We start from the raw sequence: 11,959 nt of genomic DNA, 5'->3' as shown, positions 1-11,959 counted from the left end.
AGGAACCCCGTGACGTGGCCGGGTTCAATGGTGAAGCTGAGACGGTCCACGGCCAGCTTCTGGCCGAACCGTTTGGTCAGCCCTTCGACCTGAATCATCCTTGTCCTTTCACTAGCTGTGTGACTTCACCAACGACACTACGTTTGGCGAAGCCGGCGCTGCCACCGGCGTCAGGATGAATCTCAGGTCGAATCGGCTCAACTCATCGGATGGCGCCGTCATCCTTCAGGAGGATGCCGCGCCCCGACCCGTCCGACCGCTAAACGGGAGACAGCCTGCCGGCGATCGCCCGGCAGACCATCTCGATTCCGCCAACAGCTAGTTCTGGGAAAAGGGACGGCTCGGTCAACTCCAGCTCCAACAGCACCGGTTCGCCGCCGTCCCCTTGGACAATGTCGGCCCGCGCGTACAGGAAGGGCCGCAACGGATCCCCCAAGGCGGCCATGGCGGCGCTGATCGCGTCCGCGCCGACCTTCAACTCGGCCTCGGTCGGCTGGTAGCCGCCCGCCAGCGTCTCGGCCTGGTAGAGCCGTTCGCCGGAGACGGGCCCCGTCAGCATGGCGTCTTTGCGCACGGCGTAGGCGTACCGGCCGTCCAGGAACACCATGGACGTCTCTCCCTTGGTGTCCACAGACGGAAGGTAACGCTGAAGCATGACCGACCGACCGGCATCGAGCAACCGCAAAGCGTGCGCTATCGCCTGCCCGCGGGCGTACGAATTGTTGGCCGTGTACCGGCCGGCCCCGATCGAACCGGCGGCCACGGCCGGTTTCAACACAAAATCTCCCAAAGCGGGCATTCTGGTGTGCAAACCCCTCGCCCTGAGCCCACGGGAGGGCTCCAACCACGTTGTCGGAACCACGGGAACGCCGCGCCGCTCCAGGTCCGCCAGATAGTGTTTGTCGGTGTTCCACTCCAGGACGTCGGCGGGGTTCGCAAGCCGGGGCACCGACCGCGCCCAACCCAGAAACTCGTCGCGACGAGAAGCGTAATCCCAGGTCGAACGCACAATCGAGAGGTCGTAGGCGTCCCAGTCGACGGTCGGGTCGTCCCACACCACCGGTTCGGCGGCCAACCCCAGCGAGGTCAGCCGGGGGATCAGCACGGCATCATAGGCGTCTAGGTTCGGGAACTCGCGGCAAGTGACCAACGCGACTTTCGCCTGCTCAGGCAATTGGGCTCCTTTGACGTTGAGGGAGGGTCGGTATTGACCACTAGCCAGCATACGCATTGACAGGGGCCTGATCGCGACATACTGTCGAACCGGAGCGGCCCCGCTCCAACAGGCCGGATGTCTTGACCGTCGCCTCCCCAGGGCTTCGCTTGTGACCGCCACGTGGTACGGAAGACCGCCGGGCCAGCCAAGTCCATTGGCTGTGGCCCCCTCACAGCTCCGAACCATGTGAAGGCGGTGAGCCCAGGTGAACCAAGCCACCAACCACAGCCGTCGCATCTACCTCGGCTCGGAACTGGTCAGCACCGTTGACCGGTTCCCTTCCCCCATCGAGTTCGATGACGACGATGACGACCGGTCGCCAACCAGCCACGATTTGGGCCTGGCGGCGCGGCTCGCCCGCACGGCCCAACGGGGCGTGCTCGACTACATCTACATTGACGACACCCTGGCGGGCAATCCGCCGTTCTCCGGCCGCCGCCGCGGCGGCCTCGACTCCATTCGCCTGGCCACGCGCCTGGCCACCGCGACGGACGGGATCCGCCTGATCCCGGCCGTACGGTCCAGCTGGGTCGAACCGTCCTCCCTGCTGGAGGCCATGGTCGGCCTGGAAATCGCGTCCGAGGGCCGCCACGGCTGGGAGCTGCAATTGGCGGACCATCCCTCGCCCATGACCCATTCCGGCGAGTTGTTGACCGCCATTGTCGAAGACGCCTGGTCCAGGGGCGAGCCCCGGACCAAGTTGGCGGCCTCTGCCCGCGCGATGCGCCACCAGCGGATGGCGGCCGGCGCCTCGACCGCCCAGGGGCTGAGGCCGGGCGGGCCGGTCAGGTCACGCCGACCGGGGGGTGACGCCGCTCCGGGCCGGGGCGGGGGCGCCGGCGCGAACGTGCCGTTGCGCCCGCCAACCCTGGTCATGCGGGCGGACGCCCCCGGGGCCGCCGCGCTCGCGGCGGAAAAGGCCGACGTGGCGCGCATCAAGGCCGCCTCCCCCGACGATGCCGCCGCCAAACGCGCCGAACTTCAGGCCGCCGCCGCCGGGGCCGGGCGCGCGCCTGAATCCATCAAGGTCTTGGTTGACCTGACGGTCACCTTGGCGGCCGAGCCGTCCCACGCCGAGGCCCGCAAGGACCTGGCCGAGGGCATCACCGGCAAAACCCTGGGCGACGGCTTCGCCCGCTACGTCGGCACGCCCGCCGGCCTGGCCGAGTGTTGCATCGAATGGGCCGACCGGGGAGCTTGCGACGGCTTCACCTTCCTGCCCACCTCGCTGCCGGTGGACCTGATGATGGTGGTGGACGGGGTCACCCCCGCGCTAGCCTCGACCAGCCGGTTCCCGTCTTCCTACGGTTCGGCTTCCCGCCACGCCGCCGCGCCGCGCTCAATCCCGGTGCCCCGCCGCCGCGAGCCCGCGGGAGCGGCCAGGGTGCGTTCGGGCGCCCGCTGACGCGGAAATGGGGACGGTACCTTTTTCCGGCTCGCCGGAAAAAGGTACCGTCCCCATTTCCTAGCGCGGGGTGATCCCCGCCGTCAGCAGGCCGTAGGTGAAGGCGTCTGTCAGCGCCTCCCAGGACGCCTCGATGATGTTGGCGCCCACGCCGACCGTCCGCCAGACCGCCAGGCCGTTGGTGGATTCGATTATGACGCGCGTGACCGCGTCGGTGCCGCGGGCCGAGTCGAGGATGCGGACCTTGTAGTCCACCAGGTCGATCTCGGCCAGCTCCGGGTAAACCCCGCCCAGTGCCAACCGCAGCGCCGCGTCGAGGGCGTTGACCGGGCCGTTGCCCTCGCCGGTGGCGACCAGGCGGTCTGAGCCGGCCCACAATTTGACGGTGGCTTCCGAAGCGGTGGGCGTCTCCGGTCGCGTTCGGGCGTCGTGGCCGTTGGGGATGGTCTCGGAGATGGTCCGCCACGACTCGACCCGGAAATACTCCGGCCGCCCGCCCGGCAGCTCCGAACGGAGCAACAGCTCAAACGAGGCGTCCGCGGCGTCGAACGTGTAGCCCGCGGCCTCCAGCGCCTTGACCTTGTCCGTCACCCGGGTCAGCAGGTCGTTCTGCCCGGCCAGGTCGAAGCCGAGTTCTTTGCCTTTGAGTTCGACCGAGGCCCGTCCGGCCATCTCCGAAACCAGCATGCGCATGTCGTTGCCGACTTGGACCGGGTCGATGTGCTGGTAGAGGTCGGGATCCACCCGAATGGCGCTGGCGTGAAGCCCCGCCTTGTGGGCGAAGGCGGAGGTGCCCACATAGGGCTGGCGGGCGAACGGCGCGATGTTCGTGACCTCGCTGATGGCGTGCGCAACGCCGGTCAGGTCCGCCAACTGGTCGGGCGTCAAAGCCGGCAGACCCAGCTTGAGGACCAGGTTGGGGATGATCGCGGTCAGGTCGGCGTTGCCGGTCCGCTCGCCGTAGCCGTTGACGGTGCCCTGGACGTGCATCGCCCCGGCCTGGACCGCCGCCAGCGAGTTGGCGACGGCGCAGCCCGTGTCGTTGTGGCAGTGGATCCCCAGGTCGACCGGCACCGCGCCGGCCACCTGGGCGACAATCTGGGAAATCAGCTCCGGAAGCATGCCGCCGTTGGTGTCGCACAGCACCACAACCTCCGCGCCGGCGTCTGCGGCCGCTTTGACGCAGCTGAGCGTGTACGCGGGGTCAAACCTGTAGCCGTCGAAGAAGTGCTCGGCGTCGAGGAAGACCCGTCGGCCCTCCCCCACCAGGAAGCCGACCGTGTCCGCGATCATGGCCAGGTTCTCGCCCGGCGTGGTCTTGAGTGCCCGCTCGACGTGGCGGATGTCGGACTTGGCGACCAGTGTGACGACCGGCGCGGCGGCATCGAGCAAAGCCCGGACCTGCGGGTCGGAGGAGGCGTGGGCATCCGCCCGGCGGGTCGCGCCGAACGCCGCCAAGGTCGCGTTCCGGAACGTCACCTCTTTGGCGAGGCGGGCGAAGAACTCCGTGTCCTTGGGGACCGCCCCCGGCCAGCCGCCCTCCACGTAGTCCACGCCCAGCCGGTCCAGCAGGGCGGCGATCTGAATCTTGTCCGCCACGGACAAGTTCATGCCTTCTTGCTGGGCACCGTCGCGCAGCGTGGTGTCGTAAACGTGGAACGGCTTGGCCATCATGTCTTCCTTCGTCTTTCTGGCTTTTCTGGTTTTTCCGGCTGTTTCAGGGCAATAAAAAACCTCCCGTCGAACGGACAGGAGGTGGCGCGCCGGGCGGGTCGACCGCCCGGCGCGCTAAGTAATAATCAGGACTTGCCCAGTCACGCCTTTCATGGTGCCACATCATGGGGCGAACGCGAAACCGGAGGCCGGCCCGCGCCCCGTGCGGAGTTCCTGGCCAAACCCCAGACAGACCCCGGCCAAGACCCCCGGCCGGATCCCGCTAGACCCCGCTAGACCAAGCGGTGGGTCCAGTTGTGGCGGTCCTCGCGGCGGCCGTACTGGATGCCCGTCAACTCCTCGTAAAGGGACATGGTCAGAGCGCCCGGCTGGCCGTCCCCCACGGCGACGTCGAAGTCCTCGCCCGCCAACCGGCCCACCGGTGTGACCACCGCGGCGGTGCCGCAGGCGAAGACCTCGGCGACGGCGCCGGACTTGACTCCGGCCAACACCTCGGCCAGTTCCACCGGCCGCTCCGTCACCCCGATCCCCCGGTCCCGGACCAGTTGCAGGAGCGAGGACCGGGTGACGCCCTCCAGGATGGTGCCGGAGGTGGGCGGAGTGACCACCGACCCGTCCGCCGTCACCAGGGCCACGTTCATCCCACCCAACTCCTCCAGGCGGGTCGAGGTGGCCGCGTCCAAGAACAGCACCTGCTCGCAGCCGTGCGAGTAGGCCACCTCTTGGGAGACCAGCGAGGCGGCGTAGTTGCCGCCGCACTTGGCCGCGCCGGTTCCGCCCGGCCCGGCCCGGTGGTACGTCTGGTCAACCCAGATCGACACCGGCGCCACCCCGCGCTTGAAGTAGGCACCCACCGGCGAGGCGATGACCAGGTAGGACACATGATGTGAGGCCCGCACGCCGATGAACGCCTCCGAGGCGAACATGAACGGCCGCAGGTACAGCGACGTGCCCGGCCCGGACGGCACCCAGGCCTGGTCCACCTCCACCAGCGCCGCCAGCGAGTCGAGGAAGTCCTCCACGGGCAGTTCCGGCAGGGCCAGGCGCCGGGCCGACCGGGCGAACCGTTCGGCGTTGGCGGTCGGCCGGAAGGTCCGGATCGAGCCGTCGTCCCAGCGGTAGGCCTTCAGCCCTTCGAACACCTCTTGGGCGTAGTGCAGCACCGACGTGGCCGGCGTCACCTCAAGCGGCCCGTACGGCGTCAGCCGGTGGCCGTGCCAGCCGGGCCCGCCCGCCTGCCAGTCGATCCGGGCCATGTGGTCGGTGAAGACCGTCCCGAAGGCGGGGGCCTGGGTCAAAGCCGCCCGCTGCTCCGGGGGGACCGGCGAGGGATGCGGCTCGAGTGCGAACCGAACCATGACTGCTCCTTCCTAAAAGGTTGATCTGACTAGGGTTGCCAAGGAGTCTCCCACCTCGGCGGTCGACCTCGGCTCGCCGCCCCTGAAAGCCAGGTCGGCCTCCACGGCCTGTTCGACCCGGCCCGCGACCTGTGCCAGCCCCAGGTGCCGCAGCAGCAAAGCGACCGACAGGACAGTAGCCGTCGGGTCGGCCTTGTTTTGGCCCGCGATGTCCGGGGCCGATCCGTGGACCGGTTCGAACATGGACGGGTAGGCCCCAGTCGGGTTGATATTGCCCGATGCCGCCAGGCCGATGCCGCCGACCACCGCGCCCGCCAGATCGGTCAGTATGTCGCCGAACAGGTTGTCCGTCACGATCACGTCGAAGCGGCTTGGGTTGGTCACCATGAAGATGGTCGCGGCGTCCACATGCAGGTAGTCCACGGCCACGTCGGGGAACTCGGCCCCGATCGTCTCCGCCGCGCGGCGCCACAGGTGGCCCGCGTTGACCAGCACGTTGTGCTTGTGGACCAGCGTCAGCTTCTTGGCGGGGCGCTGGTCGGCCAGTTCGAACGCGTAGCGCACGGTCCGGTCGACCCCAAAAGCGGTGTTGATCGAAACCTCGGTGGCGATCTCCTGGGCCGTCCCGGCGCGAATGGCACCGCCGTTGCCGACGTACGGCCCCTCCGTGCCCTCCCGCACCACCAGGAAATCGATCTTGCCGGGGTTGGCCAAGGGCGACTTGACGCCGCTGTACAGCTTGGCGGGGCGCAGGTTGACGTACTGGTCGAACGCGAACCGGATCTTCAGCAACAGGCCCCGCTCGAGCACCCCGGAGGGCACCGACGGGTCGCCCACGGCGCCCAACAAGATGGCTTGGTGGCCGGCCAAAGCCGCCAACTCGGCATCGGGCAGCGTTTCGCCGGTGGCGTGCCAGCGGGCGGCGCCCAGGTCGTAAGGCGTGGTCCGGACCCGGATGTCCTCCGTTTCCAGAGCCGCAGCCAAGACCTTCAGGCCTTGGGCCACCACCTCCGGGCCAATCCCGTCGCCCGCGATCACCGCCAGGTCGAGTTCGCTGGTCATCTTGCGGCGGTGCCTTCCACGTAGTCGGTGTCCGAGGTCGAAACCCAGGCGAACAGCTTGCGCAGGTCGCGTCCCACGGCCTCCATCGGGTGGGCCTCTTCCTTGGCCCGAAGCGCTTTGAACTCGGGGCTGCCGGCGTCCTGGTCGGCGATGAAGCGGGCGGCGAAGGAGCCGTTGACGATGTCTGCCAGCACTTCCTTCATGTGCTGCTTGACCTGCGGGTCGATCACCCTGGGGCCGGACACGTAGTCGCCGTATTCGGCCGTGTCGGAAACCGACCAGCGCTGCTTGGCGATCCCGCCCTCGTACATCAAGTCCACAATCAGCTTGAGCTCGTGGAGAACCTCGAAGTAAGCGATCTCCGGCTGGTAGCCGGCCTCCGTCAGCGTCTCGAAACCGGCTTCGATCAGGTGCGAGACGCCGCCGCAGAGGACTGTCTGCTCGCCGAACAGGTCGGTTTCGGTTTCCTCCGTGAAAGTGGTCTTGATGCCGGCGGCGCGCAGGCCGCCCAGCGCCTTGGCGTAAGACAGGGCCAGGGCCCAGGCCGCGCCCGTGGCGTCCACTTCCACGGCCACCAGGACCGGCACGCCCCGGCCGTCCACGAACTCGCGGCGGACCAGGTGGCCGGGCCCCTTGGGGGCCACCATGGCGACGTCGACTCCGGCCGGCGCGGCGATGTAGCCGAAGCGGATGTTGAAGCCGTGGGCGAAGAAGAGCGCGTTGCCGGGCTCAAGATTCGGTTCGACGTCCTCGGCGTAGACCCGCCGCGCCACCTGGTCCGGCACCAGCATCATGACCACGTCCGCCCACGCGGCCACCTCCGCCGGCGTGCCCACGGTCAGGCCCTGGTCGGTGGCCTTGGCCCGTGACTTCGAGCCTTCCGACAGGCCGACGCGCACGTCGACCCCGGAGTCGCGGAGGTTGAGGGCGTGAGCGTGGCCCTGCGAGCCGTAGCCGATCACGCCCACCTTGCGGTTCTGGATGAGCGACAGGTCGGCATCGTCGTCATAGAAAAGTTTTGCCATGGGAATCCCTTTGCTTAGTTCTCGGTGTTGTTCTTGCGGTTGTCGGTGATCGACTTGCCGCCCCTGCCAATTCCGACCGTGCCGGACTTGACCAGTTCGCGGATGCCGAACGGTTCTAGCAATGTCAGAAGGGCGGTCAGCTTGGAGTCGGTGCCCGTCGCCTCGATCACCAAGGTGTCCGCCGCGACGTCCACAATGTGCGCCCGGAAAAGGTCGGCGATCTGCGTCACCTGGCTCCGGTTGGTCGCGTCAGCGCCCACCTTGACCAGCAGCAGGTCGCGCTGGACCGAGCCGTCCGAGCCGTCCAGTTCGACCACCTTGAGGACGTTGATGAGCTTGTTGAGCTGTTTGGTGACCTGCTCCAACGGGTGGGCCTCCACGTCCACCACGGCCGTGATGCGGGAGACCGCCGGATGCTCCGTTGGGCCCACCGCCAGCGAGTTGATGTTGAAGCCGCGGCGGGCGAACAGCGCGGCGACCCGCGTGAGCACGCCGGGCTTGTTCTCCACCAGAACGGACAATGTGTGCGTTGACATGGCTGCTCCTAGAATTCGTCGCGTTCGAAGGCGGGGGCCAGTCCGCGGGCGTATTCAATGGTGTCGTTGGAGGCCCCGCCGGCAATCATGGGCCAGACCTGGGCGTCCCTGGAGACCTGGAAATCGATCAGGACGGGGCGGTCGTTTATCGCCATGGCCTGCTTGATGACCTGGTCCACGTCCTCGGCGGCGGCGCAGCGCAGGGCGGCGCAGCCGTAGGCGTCCGCAAGCTTGACGAAGTCGGGGATCATCGCCGTGTCATCGCCAGTGTGCAGGTCGGTGTTCGAGTAGCGCTGGCCGTAGAACAGGGTCTGCCATTGGCGGACCATGCCCAGCGACGAGTTGTTGATCAGCGCGACCTTGATCCCAATCCCGTTCAGCGCGCAGGTGACCAGCTCATGTCCGGTCATCTGGAAGCAGCCGTCGCCGTCCACCGCCCAAACCTGGCGGTCGGGGTTGGCCACCTGGGCGCCCATGGCGGCGGGGGCCGCGTAGCCCATGGTCCCCAGGCCGCCCGAGTTGAGGAGCTGACGTCCGCCCGAGATGTCCAGGAACTGCTGCGCCCACATTTGGTGCTGGCCCACCCCGGAGGCGAAGATCGCATCCTGTGGGGCGAGCGCGGACAGCCGCTCGATCACATATTGCGGGGCCAGGCGCCCGTCGCTGGGCTCGTCATAGCCGGGCGGGTAGCTTTCGCGCAGGCCGTTGAGGTAATCCCACCAGTGCCGGTAGTCGGGTTTGGCGTCCCAGGCGCCGGCCAATTCCGCCAGTTCCGCCAGAACCTGGGCCGCGTCGCCCACAATCGGGATGTCCACGGGGATGTTCTTGCCGATCTCCGCCGGGTCGATGTCGGCGTGGACCAGTTTGGCGCGCGGCGCGAAGGTGGTCAGGTCGCCGGTCAGCCGGTCGTCGAAGCGCGAGCCGATCGCCACGATCAGGTCTGCGCCCTGCAGCGCCGCCACCGCCGGGACCGAGCCGTGCATGCCGCCCATGCCCAAGTTGGCCGGGTGGGAGTCCGGCAGCGAGCCCACCCCCATCAGAGTTATGACGACCGGCGCGCCGGAACGGTCGACCAGCTTGGCCAAATCGCGCTTGGCGCGCCCGCCGGCCCGGACAATCCCGCCGCCGGCCAGGATGACGGGGCGTTTGGCCTCCGCCAGGGCCTGGGCGGCCTGCCGGACCTGTTTCAAGTGCGGCTTGGTCACCGGCTTGTAGCCTGGCAGGTCCATCTTGACGGGCCACCGCCAGTCGGTCGACTCGGTCTGCGCGGACTTGGTGATGTCCACCAGGACCGGCCCCGGCCGCCCGCTGCGGGCTATGTGATAGGCGGCGGAAATCGCCGGAGCGATCTGGGCGGCGTCTTTGACCAGGAAAGAGTGCTTCGTCAGCGGCATGGTCGCGCCAACGATGTCCGCCTCCTGGAAGGCGTCTGTGCCGATCGCCTGCGCGCCCACCTGGCCGGTGATGGCGAGGACCGGGACCGAGTCGATGTTCGCGTCGGCCAGCGCGGTGATCAGGTTGGTGGCACCCGGCCCGGAGGTGGCCATGCAGACGCCGACCTGCCCTGAGGAGGCGGCGTAGCCGGTGGCGGCATGCCCCGCGCCTTGTTCGTGGCGCACCAGGACGTGGCGGATCTTCGAGGCGTAGAGCGGGTCGTAGGTGGGCAGGATGGTGCCGCCTGGAATCCCGAAGATGACCTCTACGCCGAGCGCCTCCAGGGTTTTGACAATCGATTCGGCGCCGGTGAGGCGCTGGGGTGATCTGCCGCCGGGAGGAGCCGGCTTTGGCTCTGTCATGACCTGTCCTTTCGCTTCGCCTGTGGCAACAAAAAACCCTCCGGCCCTTACGGCGGGAGGGTGCGCGTGGCAAACCTTCGAGCGGCTACGCCACGCGCTGGTTTACTACGACGTTCTGTTGCACGCCCGCTAGCCTAATCCCTCCGCCCGCCACTCGGAACCAAACGTCCATATTGTGGACACCAGGCCCGGCCGACGCGGGCGCCCGAGCGAGACCGGGACGAAAGTGAGCGCCTGGACCCCGTCGCCCAGAGGTACGGTGACTGGCATGACTGCCGTAGTCGAGTTCCTGGCGGGACAGCCCGTGCTGCTGATGTTCATTTTGGTCGGGATCGGTTCCGCGTTGGGCGAAATCAGGATCAAGGGAGTGGCCGTCGCCGCCGCCATGGTCTTGTTCATCGCCATCGGGTTCTCCGCCTGGGGGACCTCCATCGAGGTGGAGATGCCCCTGGAGCACCTTGAAATTCTGGGGACCTTTGGTCTGGTTCTGTTCACCTACACGGTCGGAGTTCTCTCAGGCTCAAACTTTTTCGCCTCCATTAGGACCGGTTGGCGGACCATTTTGGCGATGATGGCCCTATTGGCGGCTTGCGCCGGGATCGCGTACGGCGGCGGGAAGGTCCTCGGCTTGGACGGGACCACCGTCGGGGGCACCTTATCCGGGGCGGTTACGAATACGCCCATGCTCGCCGCCGTTCGCTCCGCCTCCGGCGACGCCAATGCGCCGACAATCGGCTACGCGGTCGCGTACGTTTTCGGCGTCTTGGGAATGCTCTTCTTCGCGCAAATGGCGCTGCGCCAAGCGCCGAAGGACCTGGACGCCCCGGCGCCGCTGGTTTCCCGCACCATTAGGGTCGAAACCGACTCCATGCCGTCAATCGCCGGATTGGAGGAGCGTTATGAAGACCACATCAAATTCGCCCGGGTGCGCCACGGCGAGCACAACCCCATCCTCGCCGTCTCCGAGGAGGACGTGCTCCGCCGGGACGACCTGGTGACGGTGGTCGGACCAGCCGAGGCGGTCAAGGCGGTCACCCGCGAACTGGGTCACCAATCCTCCCACGACCTCATCTCCGACCGCCGCTACCTGGACTTTCGCCGGATCACCGTCTCCAACCCGATGCTCGCCGGCCGCACCATCGAAGAGCTTGACCTTGAGGAGCGGTTCTCGGCCCGGATCATCCGGGTGAGGCGCGGCGACGTCGACATGATCGCCGAACCCGGTTTGGTTCTCCAAACCGGCGACCGGGTCCGCGTGGTGGCCTCGCGCGAGCGGATGGACGCGCTGTCGAAGTACTTTGGCGATTCCGCCCGGGGCCTGGCCGACATTAATCCGGTCGGGTTCGCGATCGGCTTGGGCCTCGGCATAGCCCTCGGCTTGATCCCGGTCCCGTTGGGCGGCTTTACCTTCAAACTCGGCTCGGCCGCCGGCACGCTGCTCATTGGACTTGTCTTCGGCCGCCTGGGCCGGGTTGGGCCTTTTGTCACGACCATGCCGACGTCTTCATCGCAAGCCATTTCCGAGCTCGGATTGTTAATGTTTCTTTCCCAGGCGGGGGTCGCGGCCGGAACCCAAATCGCCAGCGCCTTCGCCTCGGGCGAGTGGCTGAAGATCCTCTGCCTCGGGGCCATAATCACAACATTCCTGGGAGCCGGCATGTACTTCGTTATGCGCCGGTTCTTCAAGATTGGCGGGACCCGCCTCAGCGGCATGGAGGCGGGCGTCCAGACCCAGCCGGCGGTCCTAGCTTTCGCGAATGCGAAGACAAACGCGGATTCCCGGGTCGCACTCGGTTACGCATTGGTCTATCCTGGCGCGATGGTCACGAAAATCCTTCTTGGCCAGATCATGGGCCTGTTGGCATGAGACTAGGTTTATGATGTCCA

At 67.5% G+C, this 11,959-nt stretch carries 9 protein-coding genes; 2 read left to right on the top strand and 7 right to left on the bottom strand.

What is annotated here, in order from left to right; translation table 11 throughout:
* Positions 1-259 precede the first annotated feature (259 nt).
* Positions 260-1,174 carry a hypothetical protein gene (locus tag LBC97_12750; protein ID MDR2566896.1) on the bottom strand — a complete coding sequence of 305 codons (915 nt, stop codon included), beginning with the start codon at positions 1,172-1,174 and terminating at the stop codon, positions 260-262.
* Between the two features lie 247 nt (positions 1,175-1,421).
* On the opposite strand from LBC97_12750, the gene LBC97_12745 reads away from it, so the two are divergent.
* Positions 1,422-2,621 (top strand): LLM class flavin-dependent oxidoreductase, encoded by a 1,200-nt coding sequence (locus tag LBC97_12745; protein MDR2566895.1) that lies wholly within the window; start codon positions 1,422-1,424, stop codon positions 2,619-2,621.
* Between the two features lie 60 nt (positions 2,622-2,681).
* Here LBC97_12745 and cimA read toward each other — a convergent pair whose 3' ends face one another.
* From cimA to LBC97_12715, 6 genes are all read right to left on the bottom strand, one after another.
* Positions 2,682-4,292: a citramalate synthase gene (gene cimA, locus LBC97_12740; GenBank protein ID MDR2566894.1), complete on the bottom strand. Its 1,611-nt coding sequence runs from the start codon at positions 4,290-4,292 to the stop codon at positions 2,682-2,684.
* Positions 4,293-4,567: 275 nt separating this feature from the next.
* A complete protein-coding gene (locus tag LBC97_12735; protein MDR2566893.1) occupies positions 4,568-5,653 on the bottom strand; it encodes a branched-chain amino acid aminotransferase in 1,086 nt (361 codons plus the stop codon).
* A gap of 12 nt (positions 5,654-5,665) precedes the next feature.
* Positions 5,666-6,715 (bottom strand): 3-isopropylmalate dehydrogenase, encoded by a 1,050-nt coding sequence (locus LBC97_12730; protein MDR2566892.1) that lies wholly within the window; start codon positions 6,713-6,715, stop codon positions 5,666-5,668.
* Entirely contained in the window at positions 6,712-7,740 is a 1,029-nt protein-coding gene (gene ilvC / locus LBC97_12725) for a ketol-acid reductoisomerase (protein MDR2566891.1), read from the bottom strand. Before ilvC ends, LBC97_12730 begins: the two co-directional genes overlap by 4 nt.
* A 14-nt stretch (positions 7,741-7,754) precedes the next feature.
* Positions 7,755-8,276 (bottom strand): acetolactate synthase small subunit, encoded by a 522-nt coding sequence (gene ilvN / locus LBC97_12720; GenBank protein ID MDR2566890.1) that lies wholly within the window; start codon positions 8,274-8,276, stop codon positions 7,755-7,757.
* Between the two features lie 8 nt (positions 8,277-8,284).
* The gene (locus LBC97_12715; protein MDR2566889.1) at positions 8,285-10,072 is read right to left on the bottom strand and encodes an acetolactate synthase large subunit; all 1,788 of its coding nucleotides are present in this window, start codon (positions 10,070-10,072) and stop codon (positions 8,285-8,287) included.
* 268 nt (positions 10,073-10,340) lie between these two features.
* Here LBC97_12715 and LBC97_12710 point away from each other — a divergent pair, with 268 nt between their 5' ends.
* The gene (locus tag LBC97_12710; GenBank protein MDR2566888.1) at positions 10,341-11,939 is read left to right on the top strand and encodes a transporter; all 1,599 of its coding nucleotides are present in this window, start codon (positions 10,341-10,343) and stop codon (positions 11,937-11,939) included.
* The last annotated feature ends 20 nt before the right edge of the window (positions 11,940-11,959 follow it).

It is taken from the genome of Bifidobacteriaceae bacterium (genome assembly GCA_031281585.1).
Lineage (GTDB): Bacteria > Actinomycetota > Actinomycetes > Actinomycetales > WQXJ01 > JAIRTF01.
The sequence above is the reverse complement of the archived record's forward strand: the minus strand, read 5'-3'. Positions and strand labels throughout refer to the sequence as shown.